Origin of the sequence: Tenacibaculum halocynthiae (assembly GCF_964512825.1) — a bacterium.
Lineage (GTDB): Bacteria > Bacteroidota > Bacteroidia > Flavobacteriales > Flavobacteriaceae > Polaribacter > Polaribacter halocynthiae.
This window is the reverse complement of the sequence record NZ_CAZELG010000040.1, coordinates 116,747-138,486: the sequence shown is the minus strand read 5'-3', so window position 1 is coordinate 138,486 and position 21,740 is coordinate 116,747. Positions and strand designations below refer to the sequence as shown.

The window sequence follows — 21,740 nt, the reverse complement described above, 5'->3', positions numbered from 1 at the left end:
TACAACAAACTCTACACTTAATTAATATAATTTTACTAATTATAAGTATCACAATAACACAACTAGATCATTTAAACGATTCATAAAATTAATCTTCAGTTTTAACCTACCTTTGCAAAAAAAAACAATTAATGCAATTTTCAGATTTCCCTATACATACAACCATACTAAAAGCTCTTACTGAAAGTAAATACCACACAGCTACTCCTGTTCAGCAAGAAGTTATTCCTTTAGTTATAGATAAAAAAGACGTTGTTGTAACGGCACAAACTGGAACTGGAAAAACTGCAGCGTTTGCTTTACCTATTATTCAAGGGCTGCTTAAAGAACAAGATGCAGAAAAAGGCGGTAAAAAAATTAAAGCATTAATTATTACTCCTACTCGTGAATTAACAATACAAATTCATGAAAGTTTTAACATGTATTCAAAATATACAAATTTAAGAAGTACAGCTGTATATGGAGGAATGCCTACCGCTCCTCAAAAAGATGTATTAAATAAAGGTGTTGATATTTTAATAGCTACTCCTGGAAGATTAATTGACTTACATAAACAGAGTGCTATTGATTTACGTTTATTAAAAACTCTTGTCTTAGATGAAGCTGATTTAATGCTTGATATGGGCTTCATAGATGATGTTAAACGAATAGAAGAGTTATGCCCTCGCAAGAAACAAACATTACTATTTTCTGCAACCATGCCAGAAAAAATAACAGAGTTAGCAAACTCAATGTTATACAAACCAAAAAAAGTAATAATTGCTCCTTCAGGAAGTACTTCAAAAAACATAGGGCAATTATTATATTATGTTCCTAAAAAAAATAAAACCGATTTATGCTTACATTTATTACGTAATACAATTAACGGTAAGATTATCATTTTTAGACGTACCAAAATTGGTGTTGATAAATTAGAGCAAACACTTGTAAAAAACAACTATAAAGTAACCAGTTTACATGGTGACAAAACCCAAGCATTGCGAAATAAAGCTATTGAAGATTTCAAAGAAAAAAAAGCTACAATTTTAATTGCAACAGATGTTGCTGCTCGTGGTATTGATATTAGCAAGGTAGATGCTGTTATTAATTTTGATTTACCTAACATTCCAGAAACCTATGTTCATAGAATAGGTAGAACTGGTAGAGCTGGTAAATCAGGTATTGCTTTTTCATTATGTAGTGCTGATGAAACTTCATACATAAAAGCAATTCAGGAAGTTTTAAAAAGGTCTATAACTGTTATAGAGGATCATCCTTTTCCTTTAGTAAAACCCAAACATATTAAACAACCAAATACAATTAGTAAAAATAAAAAAGGGCGAAAATCTACAAACTCTAAAAAAAACAAAAAACGTTGGTATTAATATATCCAAGTATTTTTTAAATATTCTCAAATTTAGTATTTCCAAAAAAAATTAGTAAATTTATAAACTAAGTACATTATCCCCTTATTAATGGAAAGTTTAAATCAATTTACTCAAGTTTTGGGTTTACGTAGGGCTAAACACTTTTTACGAAGAACCTCTTTCAATTTTACCAGTGAAGTTTTAGATGATTTCTCTAAATTAACACCAGAAGAAGCATTTAATAAACTTACTTTACAACAAAATAATAAATGGATAGAACCCTATGATCCATTACCTACAAGTGCTCCTGATGGAAATTGGACATCATCTACTAAAAAACCTACCGATTTTTCTGGTCAATCTAGAAAACGGAGAATTGTAACCTCTTGGTGGTGGTATAATGCAATTACTCAAAATTCTTTAAAACAAAAACTTACTTTCTTTTTACATACCTCCTTTACTGTTTCAAAAGATGGAGGAGCTGGTACTTCTACGCACTTTTTTGATCATTTACGTCTTTTAGAACATTATGCTTTTGGAAATATAAAAGCTTTATCAAAAAAAATAACATTTGATAATGCAATGTTAGATTATTTGGATAATACAAAAAACAATGCGAATAATCCTAACGAGAATTATGCCCGTGAGTTTCTTGAATTATTTACCATTTTAAAAGGCCCTCAAAAAGGAAGTGGAGATTATACAAATTATACTGAATTAGATATTCAACAAACCGCTAAAGTTTTTTCAGGTATAAAAACACAGGTAGATAGGAGTTTAATAGATACTGACACCAATTTACCCAAGGGGAGAATTGTTATAAACCAGCATGAAAAAAATGATAAAACTTTTAGTGATGCTTTTAACAAACAAATAATTAAAGGTCAAAATACTGAAGCAGGAATAGAACAGGAACTGGATGATTTTGTTGAAATGATATTCTCTAAAGAGGCAACAGCAATTTCTTTTTGCAGAAAACTATATCGTTTTTTTATAAAAAGCGAATGGAATGATGAGGTTGAAAATTCTATAATAAAACCATTAGCTACTGAATTAAAAAATGGTAATTATGAAATATTACCAATTGTTAAAAAACTACTCATATCTAAACACTTTTTTGATGTAAGTGATTCAAACCCGAGTGATGAAATTATTGGAAGCATTATTAAAAGTCCGCTTCAATTAATCAGTGAAACCATCTCTTTTCTTAAATTAGAAATTCCTGACCCTGTAAATAATAGCGGTGAATTTTATACTTTTTTCAACTTTATTCATAGTTCTTTTCTAGCTGCATCAGGAATGAATTTATGGTCACCCGATTCTGTTGCTGGTTACCCTGCACATTATCAAGAACCCGATTTTGATCGTCATTGGTTTTCTTCTAATACTGTATTAGCAAGATACAAAATGATTGAAAGCTTAATTACAGGGAGAAATAAAGTTGGAAATAATGGAAGAATTCAAGTAAGTATTCATCTTCCTTCCTTTGTTAAGGATACCATAAAAAATGCTTCAGATCCAATTGAATTAATTACTGAACTTTCTGGCTACTTATACCCTGAAGTTATTTCTGAGGAAAGAAAAAACTATTTTGCTGAAAATTTACTAGAAGGATTCCCTAATTACTATTGGACTAGTGCTTGGGTAGCCTATACCAATGGAGGTGATGATACTATTGTAAAATCGCGTTTAGATTCTTTAATAATAAGAATGGTAAATACTCCTGAATATCAATTAATGTAATATCTAAATATTCTTTTAAATACATCCCCTTACAATGAAAAGAAGAAATTTCATAAAATTAGCATCCTCAGTATCAGCCTTAGGTTTAATGCCTTTAGAATTGAGAGCTATGCTAAAAACTGTAGATATAGCAAGCTGTGGCGATCTTTCAAATAGAAAACTGGTTTTAATCAATTTAGCTGGAGGAAATGATGGCTTAAATACTGTAATTCCCTTAAATGTTTACGATGAATATGCGGCACTTCGTCCTACCCTTAAAATACCAACATCTGGGAGTAAAAGCTATATTACTTTAGATAATACGTTATCAGATACTCAAAAGATTGGCTTAAACCCAGCACTTACAGGTTTTAAATCTTTATACGATCAAGGCTCTTTAAGAATACTTCAATCTGTAGGTTACCCTTCTCAAAACAAAAGTCATTTTGCTTCAAAAGACTTGTATTCAACAGGAAATGATGGTAATAGTTGGGATAACGGAAACGACTCTGGGTGGATAGGTCGATTTGTTGAAAAATATTATTCAGGAGAGTTAAAAGAAAATTACCCGTTAGGTGTACAAATAGGCTCAACTAAAACTGAGTTGGGATTTCATGGTGAAGATGAACATGGCTTATCTATAAATATTTCTGGTCAAGATCCTTCTGGGTTTTATACTGAATTAAATGGCCTTGGTGGAGTAGCACCCACAAATATTCCAAATTCTGATTTTGGAAAAGAATTAGAATATATTATCAATGTAAATTCTTTATCAAACCAGTACTCTCAATCTATTTCATCTGCCTTCAATAAAGGTAAAAACATTGCTACTTATCCTGACACCGATTTATCAAATCAATTAAAAACTGTAGCTCGTTTAATTAGCGGAGGCTTACAATCTAAAGTTTATATGGTTCGTATAGGAGGATTTGACACTCATAACAATCAAAACCAAGCTTCTGGAGATGTTGAAGGAAAACATTACAATTTATTAAAAACTGTTTCTGATGCAGTTGAAGTATTTATGAGTGATTTAACTTCACAAACTATAGCTGATGATGTGGTTGGTTTAACTTTTTCTGAATTTGGGAGAAAGGCTAAAGAAAATGGAAATTTAGGTACTGATCATGGAGAAATAGCACCTATGTTTGTTTTTGGGAAACCTGTAAACGGAGGAGTATCTGGTAATAATGTAGATTTAACTGAAGCTATATCTGGTAATAATTACCAACTAGAAACAGTTCAATTTGACTACAGACAAGTATTAGGCACCTTACTTCAAAATTTTTTAGGTGCCAGTAATTTGGTAATTGACAATGCTTTTTTTAACAACACAACCAGTCAAAGTTTTTCTGATTTAAAAATAAATGAATTATTAAAAAACTCACATTCAGTAGCAACAAATTGTTTAAGTGATACACTTTCTAACAATGATGTAATTTTAAACAACAGCAATAACAAATGGTTAGTACATCCAAATCCATTTAATACTATTATAAACTTAAACTCATTAGAAGATTTTTCAACAGTAAATTATCAATTATACAATAATCAAGGCCAACTTGTTTTACAAAATGTAGTTAAAGGTTTTAATAATAATATTAAAATAGTTGCTCCTAATTTAGCTTCAGGAATTTACTTTTTAAAAATTAAAAATAATGGTAAAACTGAAATACACAAGCTACTTAGGCTGTAATCTGCCTATCCTTTAAATTTTATAGGAACATGCACAACCTTTTTGGTTTCAAAAAAATCTTCCTCATAATAATCAGGCAATTCATAAATAGTTGCACTAGGAAAATTAGTTAATTCTTCTGTTAAATCCCCACCTTTTAAATACAAAATTCCATTTTTAAGTTGGTGATTTTGCTTTTTTTGCACTTTCTTTTTTATCCAACGATGAAAAGTTTCCATTTGAGCTACGGCCCTACTTACTATAAAATCATAAGTTTCTTTTACCTCTTCAACCCTACCATGAGTAGTTTTTACATTTTCTAAGCCTAAGCCTTCAACAACTTCATCTACTACTTTTATTTTTTTTCCTATTGAATCTACCAAATGAAAATTAGTTTCTGGAAATAAAATAGCTAATGGAACACCTGGAAAACCTCCTCCTGTACCAACATCCATAACATTCGCTCCTGGTTGAAATTTCATTACTTTAGCTATTCCTAATGAATGTAATACATGGCGTAAGTATAGCTCGTCAATATCTTTTCTAGAAACTACATTAATTTTCAAGTTCCAATCTTCATACAATTCCTGTAGTTTAGAGAATTGTTCTATTTGTGTTTCCGTTAAATTTGGAAAGTATTTAAGTATGATTTCCATAAAATTGCTAATAAGTTGCAAAAATAGTTAAATGTTAACAAACAATTCCTAACAAAAACTGACGTTTATCATAAAAAACAACAACAAAAAGCATATTTTTGCTCTTTCCTTTAACAAACAATAAATGAAGACAATAAACTTCTCAAGAATAGACAAGCAAAAGTTTTTTAGAACTTTGAATAAAAGAGTTAATACATACTTTAAAGAAAATAACATAAAACGTACTGGTAACTGGAAATTATATACCAAAGCTATCGTTATGTTTTCTTTATTTTTAATTCCTTTTGTTTTTATCTTAACTGTTGACATGTCGCAATGGATTAAATTAATTTTGACCATTGTAATGGGTATTGGTATGGCTGGTGTTGGTATGAATGTAATGCATGATGCAAATCATGAATCATTTTCAAGCAACAAATGGGTAAATAAACTAATGGGTAGTAGTATTTATATTTTAGCTGGAAATGTATATAACTGGAAAGTACAACACAACGTACTTCACCATACATACACGAATATTAAAGATCATGACGAAGATATTGATGCTGGTAGAATTATCCGTTTCTCTAAACATTCAAAATGGTTAAAAATTCATAAATTTCAAAAATACTATTCTTTCTTTTTATATGGTTTATTAACCATTAACTGGGCTATTACTACCGATTTTAAACAAATGCATAACTATTTAAAAAGAAAATTATCGTATGGTAAATTTCCTAGTCCTGCAACAGAATGGACTAAACTAGTTATCTCTAAAGTAGCGTATTATTCTCTTTGGATTGTATTACCTATTGCAGTTTTAAACATCGTTTGGTGGAAAGTATTAATCGGTTTTTTTGTTATGCATTATACTGCTGGAATTATTTTAAGTGTAGTTTTCCAATTAGCACATGTAGTGCCCAAAACAGAAATGCCTTTGCCTGATGAAAATGGAAATATGAAAAACACTTGGGCAATACACCAATTGTATACTACAGCAAATTTTGCTCCTAAAAATTGGCTTATTAACTTTTATACTGGCGGTTTAAACCACCAAGTAGAACACCATATTTTTCCAAATATTTCTCATGTTCATTATAATAAGTTAGCAAAAATTGTAAAAGAAACTGCCTTAGAGTTTAATTTACCTTATAATGAGTATAGAACAACAAGAAGAGCAATTATTGAGCACTTCAATCATTTGGCTGAATTAGGTAAAAAGCCTCAACTAGCATAATTAAAAAACAACAACGCAATATATAACAATGTCAAACGCATTATCAGACAGAATTAACAGTTTACCTGTTTCCCAAACATTAGCTATGGCAGCTAAAGCAAGAGAATTAAAATCTCAAGGGAAAGACATTATTAGTCTAAGTTTAGGAGAGCCAGATTTTAACACTCCTGATTTCATTAAAGAAGCGGCAATTGAGGCCATTAACCAAGATTATAACTCATATACCCCTGTTGATGGATATGTAGAGCTAAAAGAAGCTATTTGCGCTAAATTTGAGCGTGATAACAATTTAACCTATAGCCCAAATCAAATTGTAGTTTCTACTGGAGCTAAACAGTCAATTGCTAATATAGCTCAGGTTTTATTAAACCCTGGAGATGAAGTTTTATTACCTGCTCCATATTGGGTTAGCTATTCTGCAATTGCTACTTTGTGCGAAGCTAAATTTATTGAAATACCTTCATCTATTGATACTGATTTCAAAATTACACCTGAGCAATTAGAAGCTGCTATTACTCCTAAAACAAAAATGATTTTCTTTAATTCACCAAATAACCCAAGTGGTTCTATTTATAGTGAACAGGAATATAGAGCTTTGGCTGAAGTTTTAGAAAAGCATCCTCAAATTTATATTTTATCTGATGAAATTTATGAGCATATTAACTATGGTAGCGAACTTTTTAGTTTTGCTGCTATTGAAAGTATGTATGATCGAACCATTACTGTAAATGGATTAGCAAAAGCTTTTGCTATGACTGGTTGGAGAATTGGATATATTGGTGCTCCACAATGGATTGCTAAAGCTTGTACAAAAATGCAAGGACAAATCACTTCAGGAACTAATTGTATTGCTCAACGTGCTGCTATTACTGCTGTATTAGCTGAACCTAGTAAAGTGCAATATATGGTTGATGAATTTAAAAACCGTAGAGATATAATGTTGGCTTTATTAGGAAAAGTTAACGGATTTAAATTAAATATACCTGAAGGTGCTTTTTATGTATTTCCTGATATTTCTGCTTTTTTCGGAAAAACTATTAAAGGAAAATTAATTAACAATGCTAGTGATTTTTCTATGTTATTATTAGAAGAAGCTAATGTTGCTACCGTAACTGGTGAAGCTTTTGGTGCTCCTGATTGTATTCGTATGTCATATGCTGCATCTGAGTTACAATTACGTGAAGCTGTTAAAAGAATAAAAGAAGTTCTTAGTTAATTTACTTAATGAAGTATCGTTTAAGTTTAAGAAACATAGAGAACCTATCTAAAGACAATGTACAAGAAAGGATTAATAAAGGGTATAGGTTTATAATATACCCTTATTGTATATCTCTAGTTATATCAAATATTAATGCAGTTTCTCCAGCTTTTTTTTTGAGTCCAAAAGATGACAGAAAAAAGCAAGGTTTTATTTATAATGTTATTTCATTAATTTTTGGATGGTGGTCGATTCCTTATGGCCCATCTGACACTATTAATAGTGTGAAAACTAATTTAAAAGGTGGAATTGACATTACTGATGATGTGATGATTAATCTAACTAATGATTCTTTAAACTCAAAAAAATTAAAGATAGAACAATTATTCACTATTTTTTCATCTGTTCAAAAATCTACAAAAAAAAATTTCTTAAAAGCTATAGATAAAACAAACGGTATAAATAATCAAGATATTTATATTGGTAAGTACATAAATACTGAAGCTACCTATTATTTCCTAGCTTTCGAATCTATATCTGATGAAGTTGTAGAAAAATTAAAAAAGAATCTTAGAAAAATATTCTATGATCATGTTTTGATTGAAATAATGGAAATTGATAAAGAAGATGAAATTCATTTAAAATTAATGAATCAAGGTGAGAAATTAAAATAAAGAGAGAAAACATATGTTTTCTCTCTTTATTTTATTATTTACTCATTTTGCCTGTAGCACAGCTTACAAAAGATTTCGCTTTATGCAGCACTGTATTTTTATCTCCTACCTCTGGATAACCTAGCTTAGATAACTTTTCCTTTACTTTTTGTAAATTTTCTAAAGGAGTATTAACAGCTATTAATGATTTTTCTACATCTACAGTAACTGTATCTACTCCATCAATTTCTAATAATCCTTTTTTTATAGTTGCAGCACAACCACCACACTTTAAGTTTTCTATATATATATCTTGTATCATTTTAATTAGTTTTTTGTTGCCATTGCATATACCCACCTTCTATATTATAAACCTCAAATCCCTTTTTCAATAACGTTTCAGCTGCAATCATACTTCTTCCTCCTGATCTGCAATATAAATATACAGGTTTAGTTTTATCTAGTAGCTTTAAAGCTTCCTTTTCAAAACTTGAAGATGTGACATCTATCTTAATTGCATTTTCAATAATCCCTTTTTGCCATTCAGCAGGCGTTCTCACATCAACTAACTGTATTCTTGAATCACTTTTTAAAACAGTTTCTAATGTACTGGTAGTAATATTTTTAATTTCTTTAGATTGTCCTTTACACCCAGTTAAAAACAATACGGTAATTATAAGTATACTATTTATAAATTTCATTTTTATTTATTTTAATGTTGACGGACACACACCAATTGTTCTTTCTATACTAGTTTCTTTTATAGCTTTATATCCACCAGCAACATCAATTACATGATGATACCCTCTTGCTTTCAATATAGAAGCTGCAATCACTGAACGATATCCTCCAGCACAATGTAAATAAAAGTCTTTATCAACTGGAAATTCATTAACGTACTCATTAATAAAATCTAACGGTGTGTTTGTTACATTAATAATATGATCATTGTTATATTCACCCGGTTTACGAACATCATAAACCGTTACACCTTCTTTTAATTTATTTTCTAAAGTTGTTGCCGAAACAGACTGTAAGGTATCTACTTCATTATTTGTTTTTTTCCAAGACTCAAAACTATTATCTAGATACCCTAAAACATTATCAAAACCTACTCTTGATAATCTTGTTATTGTTGTTTCTTCTTCTCCTTTTGGAGTAACTAATAGTATAGGATGCTTAACATCTTTTATTAAAGCACCAACCCAAGGCGCAAATGTACCTCCTAAGCCAATAAAAATAGACTTTGGTATAAATCCTTTAATAAACTCCGATTGATGTCTAACATCTAAAATTACAGCGTCAGAATCATTTGCTAATTTTTCAAATTCATTTACTGATAATGCTTTTGATCCACTTTTTATTACATCATCAATTGATTGATATCCCTCTTTGTTCATTTTTACATTCAATGGGAAATATGCAGGAGGAGGTAATAAACCATCTGTAACTTCTTTAATAAACTCCTCTTTGTTCATATCTTCACGTAATGCATAATTAGTTCTTTTTTGTTCACCTATAGTTCCAACAGTTTCTTTACTTAAATTTTTACCACAAGCAGAACCTGCTCCGTGTGCAGGGTAAACAATTACTTCATCATCTAAGGTCATTATTTTTGTTCGTAAACTATCGTATAACAAACCTGCTAACTCTTCTTTGGTCATATCTGCCGCTTTTTGAGCTAAATCTGGTCTTCCAACATCTCCTAAAAACAATGTATCTCCACTAAATATAGCGTGATTATTACCTGCTTCATCTTTTAACAAATAAGTTGTACTTTCCATGGTATGGCCAGGTGTGTGTAAAACAGTAATGGTTATATGTCCAAGTTTAAAAACCTCTCCATCTGTTGCTATATGTGCTTCATATTTTGGTGCTGCTGTAGGACCATATACAATTGTTGCCCCAGTTTTTTCAGCAAGTGTTACATGCCCGCTTACAAAATCTGCATGAAAATGAGTTTCAAAAATATATTTTATTTCACTTTTATTTCTTACTGCTGTATCAATATAAGACTGAACTTCTCTTAATGGATCAATAATAGCTACTTCTCCATTACTCTCAACATAATAAGCTCCTTGTGCTAAACAACCTGTATAAATTTGTTCTATCTTCATAATATTACTCATACGCTTGATGTATGTATTGTGCGTATTTTTTTTGATTTAAATTATCTCCTGTTTTAAAAAATTGTACGGCGCCATTAGCTCTCATGAAAAATTGATCTAAACTTACTACTTCTAACAAACCGCTTCTAAAAAGAGCATCTCTTACCGGTCCTTTAACACCAGCAAAATAAAAATTAACTCCTCTTTTATTATAATATAATATACGCTCTTTAAGCATATCAACACCTGTACTATCAACTCTATTAATACTTTCAGCATCAAGTACTATTAATTTCAATTTCGTTCCTTTTTCTTCAACCAATTCATCTAGCTTATCTCTAAAATAATTAGCGTTAGCATAAAATAATTGGGCATCAAATCTAAAAACTAAAACTTCTTGATCAACAACAACTTCTTTAAATCTATTTTTATTTCTATAAAAATCAGAATTTGGAACTTTTCCTAGTTCAATTACATAAGGCCTAGATGTCCTAAATATTAATAAAATAAGCGACATCCCTACTCCTGTTAAAATACCATACTTAATACCAAAAAAAAGTGTTGAGAAAAAAGTTGCTACTAATAACCAAAAATCAAGATTATTAGCACTCCATAATCGTTTAGCTTCTTTAACATTAATTAAATTAAATACAGCTACTACAATAATTGCCGCTAATATTGTTTTAGGTAAAAAATAAAACACTGGTGTTAAAAACAATAACGTTATGATTACTAACACCACTGATATAAATGCAGCAATTCCAGTTTTTGCACCAGATTCTGCATTAATAGCTGAACGTGAAAAACTTGAAGCTGAAGGATAGGCTTTGAAAAGAGAACCTATAATATTACTTAATCCTAATGCTATTAATTCTTGATTAGGCCTAATACGATAATCATCTTGTTTTGACTCAAGAGTTTTCCCTATAGAAATGGTTTCTAAATATCCTACCATTACTAAAGTTAATGCTATAGGCATTAATTCTTTTATTAATGCAATATCTATAACTGGCATTGCAAAATTTGGTAAGCCAGAAGGTATATTTTTAACTATCTCTACATCTGACCAACTTTTTCCAAAATATTTAACTGTAATAATACCTAATATCACTACAATTAAAGCATTGGGTATTTTTTTATTTACTCTTCTAAAAAATACTATAATCAAACATGCAGTCAGTCCAATTATAGTTGTATTTTTATTATAGTATTGTATTTTATCAAAAATATCTTCTAATAATATATGTATTTGATCACTTTGTAAAAAATCAACTCCTAATAAATTTCTAAATTGGTTCAATCCAATTATAAGTGCAACCGCTGAAGTAAATCCGGTGATAACAGGTCGTGAAAGAAAATTAACTATAAAACCTAATTGAAAAACTCCCATTAAAAACTGAATTGTTCCTACAATTAAAGCCAATAATATAGCTATAGCAATATAACTTTCAGAGCCAGCCAATGCAAGAGTTGATACCCCAGTTGCCACAATTAAAGAATCCATGGCAACAGGACCAATAGCTACTTGACGAGAAGAACCAAATATTGCATAAATTAATTGAGGAAAAAGTGCAGCATATAATCCATAGATTGGAGGTAATCCGGCAATTAAAGCATATGCTATTCCTTGAGGTATTAAAACTATAGCAACAGTTATACCAGCAATTACATCTCCTTGTAGTTGTGATTTTTTATAGTTAGGTAACCACTCTAAAATTGGTATCAGTTTTTTAAGTAACTTCATTTTATTTAAAAAAAGTTAATTATTTTAAATTATAGAAAGGAATTGTCCATTCTAAAAAACTCTCTTTCTTATTTTTCTTTTCAATTTTAATTTCATGTACCCCTTCAGATAAATTTTTAATATTTATAAAACAAAGTAGTCCAAATTGGTTAGTACGCACATGATTATCATATCTTATAAAATCTACATTCACTTTTTCTCCATCTAGTAGAACTATGTTGTATTTTTTATAACAAGTTGACAAATAATTTGCATAATCATTCTTTTGTTCTTTCTTAGATTTTTCATGATCTTTTACAAATTCACCACAAACTTTATTTCTAATTTTACTTTCATAAGTATATATAGGGATAAAAACTTCTAAAACGTTAGACTCTATTTTATCAGATTGAATTTCAGGAGCCAATAAAAAAGTATTATTTACATTAGCGTCTTTATAATAATTTGAATAAGTTTTATGAACATCGAAAAAATTATTTTCACCTGAAATAACTAAATAAAATATGTTTGTTTTTGCTATTTGTACACTCGTTACAATTCCTCCAGATACTATAAACAAGAATATTAAATATACTAGTGCCTTTTTCTTTTTAAAATTAGATCCAAATACCATTGATACTTGTAAAATACTTTTATAAAGTGGCCCAAAAGACAACATAGAAACGAATTTTACAATCTTAAAGTTAAATGTTTGTAATTTTTCTTTTTCTCTGTTTCTTTTCAAGTTTGCATACAAACCTACAAGAGCTTGAAATATTGAACTTGTAAATATGAATATAGCTGGAATTAAAAGAATATAATGGTTCACATAATCAGAAAGCAAATTATAAACAAATAAATATAAACTTGAAAATAATGCCATATAACCATACATTAATAAAAATGTAAAAGCAACAGAAAAAATAACACTACATAACTCATCAACTTTTTGAATTGAGTCTTTAAGTTTTGGTAAAATTGAAAGAATTTTTTCTGTATAAATTTTTGAATACGCACTATCCTCTATACTATAATCAGGAAACACAGAATTTAAACCTACTAATCCAACCCAATATGCACGTAAGAAAAAATGAATTACAAACATGGACGCTAAAATACTTATAGCTATAAGACCAAAAAGAACTATAAAATAACCGATATAGTATTGTGATGGACTTAAAAAATCTATAAATAAGTTTGTGCTCCAACTTATAAGATCGAAAAGTTTAAAAGAACCAAAAATGGCAATTGCAGAAACTAACAATTCAGCTTCCCAACTTTCATCCTTTAGCCTTTGTAACCAACTTTTAGTATCTTTTTTTTCCATAAATTAAAATAATTCACCTTGCGTTTTTCCTTTTATTCTTCCTAAATGTTTATAAGCTAAATCTGTTACTTCTCTTCCTCTTGGCGTACGCATTATAAACCCTTGCTGTATTAAAAAAGGCTCATATACCTCTTCTATAGTTTCAGCATTTTCGGCTACTGCAGTAGCCAATGTAGTAATACCTACTGGACCTCCTTTAAACTTATCAATGATAGTAGTTAAAATTTTATTATCCATCTCATCTAGCCCATGAGCATCGACATTCAATGCCTTAAGAGCATATTTTGCAATCTCAATAGTTATTTTACCATCTCCTTTAATTTGAGCAAAATCTCGAACTCTTCGTAATAATGCATTTGCTATACGAGGTGTTCCTCTACTTCTACCTGCAATTTCTATTGCTGCCTCCATTGAAGTTGGTACTTTTAATATAAGTGCACTTCTAAGAAGTATATTACTTAATAATTCAGTTGAGTAATAATGCAGTCTACTACTAATACCAAAACGAGCTCTCATTGGAGCTGTAAGTAAACCTGATCTGGTAGTAGCACCAACTAAAGTAAATGGTTCCAAATTGATTTGTACTGTACGTGCATTTGGCCCAGACTCGATCATTATATCAATTTTGAAGTCTTCCATTGCAGAATATAAATATTCTTCAACAATTGGGCTTAAACGGTGTATTTCATCAATAAATAATACATCTCTTTCATCAAGATTGGTTAACAACCCAGCTAAATCTCCAGGTTTGTCTAAAACTGGTCCTGAAGTGACTTTAATTCCTGCATCTAATTCATTTGCTAAAATGTGAGCTAGGGTAGTTTTACCTAAACCAGGAGGGCCATGAAACAATGTATGATCAAGTGCTTCATCTCTTTGATTAGCTGCTTCAACAAAAATTTTAAGGTTTTCTATTGCTTGATCTTGGCCAGTAAAATCGTCAAATGACAACGGACGTAGTTTTTTTTCTACATCTATTTCTTCATTTGAATAATTACTATTTTCCGGATTTAAGTTCTCGTTCATATGTTTCACAAATATACTTCAAATAAAATGTTTGTTTTGTGATAAAAGTTACTAAACAAACAATGGCTGTATTGCTAAGGTACTCATAAGAAATGATAATTTTAAACAAAAAAAAAGCCTTTCAAAAGAAAGGCTTTTTTTGTTTATATATTTTTAAGATGGCTCTTCGCCCTCTAATAATGGTGTAGTTTGTAATACGAAATCTTTCCCGTGAACATACTCTCCATTTTCATCAGTTTTACTATAATCATAAGCCCATCTATGAACTTCAGGAATTGCACCTGGCCAGTTACCATGTATGTGTTCAACTGGTGTCGTCCATTCTAATGTATTAGAATTCCATGGGTTTTGAGTTGCTTTTTTACCTCTATAAATTGAAATAAAGAAATTAGCTAAGAATATTAACTGAGCTAGTCCTCCTATTATAGCCATTACAGTCATAAATACATTGATTTCAACTAAATCATCAAACATAGGGAAGTTTGTATTTGTATAATAACGACGAGGTAAACCAGCTAATCCAACAAAGTGCATTGGAAAAAATACACCATAAGCAGTTATAATAGTTAACCAGAAATGCCAATAACCTAATGTTTTATTCATCATTCTACCATACATTTTAGGAAACCAGTGGTAAACACCTGCAAACATTCCTAATAAAGCTGATACTCCCATTACTAAGTGGAAGTGAGCTACCACAAAGTAAGTATCATGTACATTGATATCTAATGCAGAATCACCTAAAACTAATCCTGTTAATCCTCCTGTTACGAATGTAGAAACTAATCCGATAGAAAATAACATTGCAGGATTCATTTGTAAATTACCCTTCCATAAAGTAGTTACATAATTAAATGCTTTTACTGCAGATGGGATTGCAATTAATACTGTTGTAAATGTAAACACAGATCCTAAAAATGGATTCATTCCAGAAATAAACATATGGTGACCCCAAACAATCGTAGATAAAAAGGCAATAGCCATAATTGATCCAATCATTGCGCGGTAACCGAAAATTGGTTTACGTGAATTAGTTGAGATTATTTCAGAAGTTAATCCTAATGCTGGTAATAAAATAATATATACTTCAGGGTGTCCTAAGAACCAAAATAAGTGTTCAAATAATACTGGTGAACCTCCCTGATAATGTAATACTTCTCCTGAGATAAAAATATCTGATAAAAAGAATGATGTTCCAAAACTTCTATCTAATATTAATAATAAAGCGGCAGATAATAATACTGGGAAAGAAATAACACCGATAATTGCTGTAATAAAGAAAGCCCACATAGTTAATGGCAATCTTGTCATTTTCATTCCTTTTGTACGTAAATTTAGTACAGTTACAATATAGTTTAATGAACCAATTAAAGACGATGCAATAAAGATAGCCATAGAAACTAACCATAATGTCATTCCAGTTCCTGAACCAGGTATCGCTTGTGGTAAAGCAGAAAGTGGTGGGTAAATTGTCCATCCAGCTGATGCAGGTCCAGCTTCAACAAATAATGAAATTACCATTATTACTGAAGATAAGAAAAATAACCAGTAAGAAACCATATTTAAGAAACCAGATGCCATATCACGAGCACCAATTTGTAAAGGAATCAATAAATTTGAGAAAGTACCACTTAATCCAGCTGTTAATACAAAGAATACCATTATTGTACCGTGAATTGTAACCAATGCTAAGTACATATCTGGGTCCATAACTCCATCAGTTTGATGGTTACCTAAAAACGCTTCAATAATTGAGAATGATGTATCTGGCCATGCAATTTGTAAACGAAATAACATAGACATAAAACCTCCTATAACCCCCATGAATATTCCGGTTACAAGGAATTGCTTCGAAATCATTTTATGATCTTGACTGAAAATATATTTCGTTACAAATGTTTCTTTGTGATGGTGATCTGACATAATCTATATCTTTATATATATTTTAAAAATATCTTATTTAATAACTTGAGCTAATGTTTTTTGTTCTGATAACCACTTTTTATATTGTTCTTCTTCAACAACTGTGATTTTCATTTGCATGTTGTAGTGAGAAGCACCACAAATTTTGTTACATAATAACAAATAATCAAACTCGTAAGGCTCTTCCCCTTTAGCTTTTCTAATCTTATTTATACCTTTAGTCTTTGCTATTACTTCAGAGTTTTGACGCATCTCTTCAGTTGTATACTTAGGTGTAAAAGCAAATTGAGTAACCATCCCTGGAACACAGTTCATTTGGGCTCTAAAGTGAGGCATATAAGCTGAGTGAAGTACATCTTGAGAACGGAACTTAAATAACACTTTTTTACCTTTAGGTAAGTACATTTCAGTAACTTTCTTATCATCTTGAGCACTTGGGTCAGACATATCAACTCCCATTGAGTTTATACCTTTAATAAAGTTTACGTTACCTAAACCTAACTCATTATCATCACCAGCATATCTTGCTTGCCAGTCAAACTGTCTTGAATAAACTTCAATTACAATAGGATTTTCGTCATCTCCAACATACATAATGTTGTTCCATGCCCATAAACCATATCCAATTAAAATAACAATTGTTACAGCAGGTATAGTAGTCCATAATAACTCTAACTTATGACTGTCAGCATAGAACAATGCTTTGTTATTTTTATTTCCTCTATACTTATAAGAGAAAAAGAAGATTAAGAATTGCATTCCAAATTGAACAATTCCAATTAACCAAAAGGTTATATTAAAAAGGTTATCGTCATGTTCTCCTTCAAATGAAGCAGATTCTGGCAATAAATAAACGTTCATTGCAATTAAGCAATAAATCATCATAACATAAAGGAACACTAAGAATCCTATTGCTAATTTACCTTGTGTGTCATTGTCTTTATCTGTAGCAATTACAGAACGAAAATTCATAATACGAGTAATTTGCCAAAAGCTAACTCCTATTGCAACTGCTATAAAAATGTAAAATAAAGCGAGCATAATATCTAAACTATTATTAGTTATAATTTTATTTTATTAATGGTGATTACTATCTTCTCCTCTGTGTTCGATGTTATAGTAATGGTGTGTTTCACTTTCATGTAAGAAAGGACTTCCTTTTGCTAATGGATTTACTTTTGCAAATGCACTAAAGGTTGCAAATATAAACAATCCGATGAAGAATAGTATACCACTTATTTCTCCAATTCCGAATCCCCATTGACCTCCAACTGTTCCAGGCATAATCATTACAAATAAATCAATATAATGACCAATTAAAATAACAACTCCACCTATAATTACTAACCAAGGAATACTTTTAAAATCACTATTGATTAATAATAATACAGGGAAGATAAAGTTTAATACTACCATTAATAAAAATGGAAGTTTATATTCATTAAAACGTTGTGCAAAATATGTAGTTTCTTCTGGCATATCAGCATACCATATTAACATGAATTGTGCAAACCATAAGTAAGTCCAAAACACAGAGAAACCAAACATAAATTTAGCTAAATCGTGAATATGACTATCATTTACAAATGGTAAAGCACCTTTTTGACGTAAATATATTGTTACTAAAGCGATTACGGTTAATGCTGATACTAAGAAAGTAGCTAACACATACCATCCAAATAATGTTGAGAACCAGTGAGGATCAATCCCCATAATCCAATCCCAAGACATCATTGATTCAGAGATCATGAAAAACACGATAAATCCAACACCTATGTTGTATAAGTTTTTGTGTAATTTTAAATCTCCATTATCTTGTTGTATAGATTTTTTTCTAATGATAAATCTGAAAATATTCCAACCTAAAAGATAAATAACACTTCTTATTGCCCAACCTGGAAGATTCATAAACCATTTTTTTCCATCAATAATAGGATCGTAATTATCACTTAAAGGATCAACAATTCCTTCTGCCATCCAAGGGAATAAGTGATTTTTATGCATTACAGTTAAGATAATAAATACTAACATAAAACCACTTACATAGTGTAAGTTGTTTGTAATAGCTTCCATTACTCTAAATAATACAACTGACCAACCAGCGTTAGCAACTCTTTGAGAAACATAAAAAGCAAATACTAATAATGTTACCCCTAAGAAAAATAACATAGCTACATAAAAAGCAGACCATGGTCTATTTTGCATTTGGTGAAAAACATGTTCTGCATGATGATCATCATGAGAACCTGCATGTGCATCTTCTGATGCTACTTTAGCGTGAGTAGTTTCAGCAACTGTGTGAGCTTCTTTTTTTACTTCTTTAGTAGTAGAAGCAGAAGCATGAGTGGTATCTTTAACTTCCTCTACATGTTTAGCTTCACCATGACTTTCAGTCGTTGCTTCTTCTTTATGTGTAACTTCACCATGTGCTTCAGTAGTTTTTGCTTCTTCAGCATGATGTGTTTTAGCTTCTCCATGACTATCAACCTCTCCATGTCCTCCATGATGAGCAGCCTGTTTTGCAATAATCTCTTTTGCTTCTTTAAGAGAACTAGGCGTAGTCATAAAACTCCACGCTGTACCTAAAAGACCAATTACCATTAAAGCAAGCGCAAGTATTTTTAATTTTCCTGTAAACTGATACATATCTTTATACTATCTATTATAGACTTATTTTAATTCGCTTCTTAATTTCTCAACATACTGAACAACTTGCCAGCGTTCTTGATATCTTAATTGTGAAGCATGAGATCCCATTAAGTTTTTACCATACATAATAACATGATAAATATTTCCTGAATTTAAATCTCTATCCTTATAGTTTGGAATACCATTAAACTTATCTCTTTGTGATAATACTCCATTTCCATCACCTTTCTTACCATGACAAGAAGCGCAATAGATATCATATAATTCTTTCCCTTTTTCTAAATTCTTTTCATTAGCTTCTAAAGGGTTTTTCAATTCTGCTTTAGCTTTTTCATATCCTTCATTAGTATCAGGTATATCATAAGCTACTATTCCATTTCTACTAACAGTACCAGCAACTGGTATTCTGTTAACAACTACCCCTCCAGCAGATTTTACTCCATTAGCATCATAAGGAACAGATACGTACATATCTGGCATGTATTGTACTTGCGGAGTTCTTTTATTATTACAAGAAGCAAAGCTTGCAACTATAACTAAAGCTAAAATTATTTTTAAACTTTTCATACTTTCCTTAATTAATGCTTTTCTACTACGTTAATTTCAACTGCTCCTGTTGTTTCTAACAACGCCTTCAATTCTTCTTCATTATCATGAACTGGTATTTCCATTAAGAAATGGTCATCTGTAGTTCTTGGATCAGGATTTTCAGCTTCTTTAAAAGGCCAAATTCTACTACGCATGTAAAATGTTATAACCATTAAGTGAGCTGCAAAAAAGACCGTTAATTCGAATAAAATAGGAACAAAGGCAGGCATGTTAGTAGCCCAAGAGAAACTTGGTTTACCACCAATATCTTGTGGCCAATCAGCTATCATGGTATACCATGTTAACCAAGTTGCTACTGCAGTACCGGTAATTCCATATAAAAAAGCTGTAATAGCTAAACGTGTTGGAGCTAACCCCATTGCTTTGTCTAGTCCGTGAACAGGAAATGGACAAAAAACCTCTTCTATATGATGATGATCTGCTTTTACTTTCTTAACAGCATCCATTAAGATATCATCATCATTGTATAATGCGTGAATTACTTTATTAGTGCTCATTGTTCTCGTCTCTTAATTTTTTAAAGTTCTCTCCTGAAGATTTTAAAATCGTCTTAACCTCTGCTGTAGGAATTACTGGGAATGTTCTTGCATATAATAAGAATAACACAAAGAAGAACCCTATTGTTCCGATAAATATACCAACATCTACAAACGTTGGTTCAAAACGCCACCAAGTAGAAGGTAATTGACCTTTACTTAATACAATTGCAATAATATCAAAACGCTCAAACCACATACCAATGTTAATTGCTATAGAAATTAAGAAAGACCAAATAAAACTTCTTCTTACTTTCTTTATCCATAAGAATTGAGGTATCATAATATTGAATATCATTAATGACCAGAATGCCCATCCATAAGCACCAGCTTCTGCTCCAAATGATAAATATGTATAATTTTCATAAGGTGAACCTGTATACCAAGCTATAAAAAACTCAGTTGCATATGCTACAGCTACAATACCACCTGTTAAAATAATTACAATATTCATATACTCAACATGTAAACGAGTAATATACTCTTCCATGTTAGTTACCTTACGCATAACACCTAAAAGTGTTTGTACCATTGCGAAACCAGAGAAGATTGCTCCAGCTACGAAATAAGGAGGAAATATTGTTGAGTGCCATCCTGGATTTACAGAAGTAGCAAAGTCCATCGATACAATTGTATGTACAGAAAGTACTAATGGTGTTGCTAAACCTGCTAACACTAATGATACTTCTTCAAAACGTTGCCAATCTTTAGCTCTACCAGACCATCCGAAAGAAAGTAATGCATAGATTTTCTTTTGGAAAGGTTTAACAGCTCTATCACGAATCGTAGCGAAATCAGGAAGTAAACCTGTCCACCAGAATACTAATGATACAGACAAATAAGTAGAAATTGCAAATACATCCCATAATAACGGCGAGTTAAAGTTAACCCATAATGATCCGAACTGGTTTGGAATAGGCAATACCCAATATCCATTCCAAGGACGTCCCATGTGAATAATAGGGAATAAACCTGCTTGGAATACCGCAAAAATTGTCATTGCTTCTGCAGAACGGTTAATTGCCATTCTCCATTTTTGACGGAATAACAACAGTACAGCAGAAATTAAGGTTCCGGCATGACCGATACCTACCCACCATACAAAGTTGGTAATATCCCATGCCCAACCAATGTTTTTACTTAATCCCCATACACCGATACCTGTTCCAACAGTGTAAAAGATACATCCAAATCCCCATAACATTGCTGCTAAAGCGATATAGAATGCTATATACCAATTTTTGTTTGCCTTACCTTCAATAGGTCTTGCAATATCCTCTGTAATATCATGGTAACTTTTGTTACCAAGTATTAAAGGTTCTCTATAAGATGATTCGTAATGAGACGACATAAATCTATATACTTATTAATTT

The 21,740-nt window shown here is 30.8% G+C and carries 19 protein-coding genes; 6 read left to right on the top strand and 13 right to left on the bottom strand.

All coding sequences use genetic code 11. The features are described 5' to 3' along the window. Positions 1 to 131 precede the first annotated feature (131 nt). From ACKTTQ_RS15530 to ACKTTQ_RS15520, 3 genes are all read left to right on the top strand, one after another. Positions 132 to 1,364 (top strand): DEAD/DEAH box helicase, encoded by a 1,233-nt coding sequence (locus ACKTTQ_RS15530; RefSeq protein ID WP_113786067.1) that lies wholly within the window; start codon positions 132 to 134, stop codon positions 1,362 to 1,364. A 90-nt stretch (positions 1,365 to 1,454) separates the two neighbouring features. Beyond that, the gene (locus ACKTTQ_RS15525; RefSeq protein ID WP_113786068.1) at positions 1,455 to 3,089 is read left to right on the top strand and encodes a DUF1800 family protein; all 1,635 of its coding nucleotides are present in this window, start codon (positions 1,455 to 1,457) and stop codon (positions 3,087 to 3,089) included. Between the two features lie 34 nt (positions 3,090 to 3,123). Further along, positions 3,124 to 4,764, top strand: coding sequence for a DUF1501 domain-containing protein (locus ACKTTQ_RS15520; RefSeq protein WP_408049740.1), 1,641 nt, complete (start codon positions 3,124 to 3,126; stop codon positions 4,762 to 4,764). Positions 4,765 to 4,769: 5 nt separating this feature from the next. On the opposite strand, the gene rsmG is transcribed toward ACKTTQ_RS15520, so the two are convergent. Then, the gene (gene rsmG / locus ACKTTQ_RS15515) at positions 4,770 to 5,399 is read right to left on the bottom strand and encodes a 16S rRNA (guanine(527)-N(7))-methyltransferase RsmG (RefSeq protein WP_093869848.1); all 630 of its coding nucleotides are present in this window, start codon (positions 5,397 to 5,399) and stop codon (positions 4,770 to 4,772) included. Between the two features lie 124 nt (positions 5,400 to 5,523). Between rsmG and ACKTTQ_RS15510 the strand changes: the two genes are divergently transcribed. Genes ACKTTQ_RS15510 through ACKTTQ_RS15500 form a run of 3 tightly spaced genes read left to right on the top strand, consistent with a single transcriptional unit; the run spans position 5,524 to position 8,487 of the window. Continuing rightward, complete coding sequence (locus ACKTTQ_RS15510) at positions 5,524 to 6,615, top strand: fatty acid desaturase family protein (RefSeq protein WP_093869847.1); 1,092 nt, start codon at positions 5,524 to 5,526, stop codon at positions 6,613 to 6,615. Between the two features lie 28 nt (positions 6,616 to 6,643). After that, positions 6,644 to 7,831: a pyridoxal phosphate-dependent aminotransferase gene (locus ACKTTQ_RS15505; RefSeq protein ID WP_176974364.1), complete on the top strand. Its 1,188-nt coding sequence runs from the start codon at positions 6,644 to 6,646 to the stop codon at positions 7,829 to 7,831. An 8-nt stretch (positions 7,832 to 7,839) separates the two neighbouring features. After that, positions 7,840 to 8,487: a hypothetical protein gene (locus ACKTTQ_RS15500; protein ID WP_408049739.1), complete on the top strand. Its 648-nt coding sequence runs from the start codon at positions 7,840 to 7,842 to the stop codon at positions 8,485 to 8,487. 34 nt (positions 8,488 to 8,521) lie between these two features. Here the strand turns inward: ACKTTQ_RS15500 and ACKTTQ_RS15495 are convergent, their stop codons facing one another. From ACKTTQ_RS15495 to nrfD, 12 genes are all read right to left on the bottom strand, one after another. After that, positions 8,522 to 8,788: a heavy-metal-associated domain-containing protein gene (locus ACKTTQ_RS15495; protein ID WP_093869845.1), complete on the bottom strand. Its 267-nt coding sequence runs from the start codon at positions 8,786 to 8,788 to the stop codon at positions 8,522 to 8,524. Position 8,789: 1 nt separating this feature from the next. Beyond that, complete coding sequence (locus ACKTTQ_RS15490) at positions 8,790 to 9,167, bottom strand: rhodanese-like domain-containing protein (RefSeq protein WP_408049738.1); 378 nt, start codon at positions 9,165 to 9,167, stop codon at positions 8,790 to 8,792. Between the two features lie 6 nt (positions 9,168 to 9,173). Then, positions 9,174 to 10,583, bottom strand: coding sequence for an MBL fold metallo-hydrolase (locus tag ACKTTQ_RS15485; RefSeq protein WP_408049737.1), 1,410 nt, complete (start codon positions 10,581 to 10,583; stop codon positions 9,174 to 9,176). 4 nt (positions 10,584 to 10,587) lie between these two features. Beyond that, on the bottom strand, positions 10,588 to 12,318 hold the full coding sequence (locus ACKTTQ_RS15480; RefSeq protein ID WP_093869842.1) for a SulP family inorganic anion transporter: 1,731 nt from the start codon (positions 12,316 to 12,318) through the stop codon (positions 10,588 to 10,590). A 19-nt stretch (positions 12,319 to 12,337) separates the two neighbouring features. Beyond that, on the bottom strand, positions 12,338 to 13,624 hold the full coding sequence (locus tag ACKTTQ_RS15475) for a hypothetical protein (protein ID WP_093869841.1): 1,287 nt from the start codon (positions 13,622 to 13,624) through the stop codon (positions 12,338 to 12,340). A 3-nt stretch (positions 13,625 to 13,627) separates the two neighbouring features. Beyond that, positions 13,628 to 14,650 carry a Holliday junction branch migration DNA helicase RuvB gene (ruvB, locus tag ACKTTQ_RS15470; protein WP_093869840.1) on the bottom strand — a complete coding sequence of 341 codons (1,023 nt, stop codon included), beginning with the start codon at positions 14,648 to 14,650 and terminating at the stop codon, positions 13,628 to 13,630. A gap of 153 nt (positions 14,651 to 14,803) precedes the next feature. After that, positions 14,804 to 16,573: a cytochrome c oxidase subunit I gene (locus tag ACKTTQ_RS15465; protein WP_093869839.1), complete on the bottom strand. Its 1,770-nt coding sequence runs from the start codon at positions 16,571 to 16,573 to the stop codon at positions 14,804 to 14,806. Positions 16,574 to 16,606: 33 nt separating this feature from the next. After that, entirely contained in the window at positions 16,607 to 17,614 is a 1,008-nt protein-coding gene (locus tag ACKTTQ_RS15460) for a cytochrome c oxidase subunit II (RefSeq protein WP_093869838.1), read from the bottom strand. Between the two features lie 36 nt (positions 17,615 to 17,650). Beyond that, on the bottom strand, positions 17,651 to 19,219 hold the full coding sequence (locus ACKTTQ_RS15455; protein ID WP_408049736.1) for a quinol:cytochrome C oxidoreductase: 1,569 nt from the start codon (positions 19,217 to 19,219) through the stop codon (positions 17,651 to 17,653). A 24-nt stretch (positions 19,220 to 19,243) separates the two neighbouring features. Next, complete coding sequence (locus tag ACKTTQ_RS15450) at positions 19,244 to 19,789, bottom strand: c-type cytochrome (protein ID WP_199488189.1); 546 nt, start codon at positions 19,787 to 19,789, stop codon at positions 19,244 to 19,246. Between the two features lie 11 nt (positions 19,790 to 19,800). After that, on the bottom strand, positions 19,801 to 20,328 hold the full coding sequence (locus ACKTTQ_RS15445) for a DUF3341 domain-containing protein (protein ID WP_113786073.1): 528 nt from the start codon (positions 20,326 to 20,328) through the stop codon (positions 19,801 to 19,803). Beyond that, positions 20,318 to 21,718 carry an NrfD/PsrC family molybdoenzyme membrane anchor subunit gene (gene nrfD / locus ACKTTQ_RS15440; protein WP_093869835.1) on the bottom strand — a complete coding sequence of 467 codons (1,401 nt, stop codon included), beginning with the start codon at positions 21,716 to 21,718 and terminating at the stop codon, positions 20,318 to 20,320. The genes ACKTTQ_RS15445 and nrfD overlap by 11 nt, the downstream gene beginning before the upstream one ends. Positions 21,719 to 21,740: the final 22 nt, after the last annotated feature.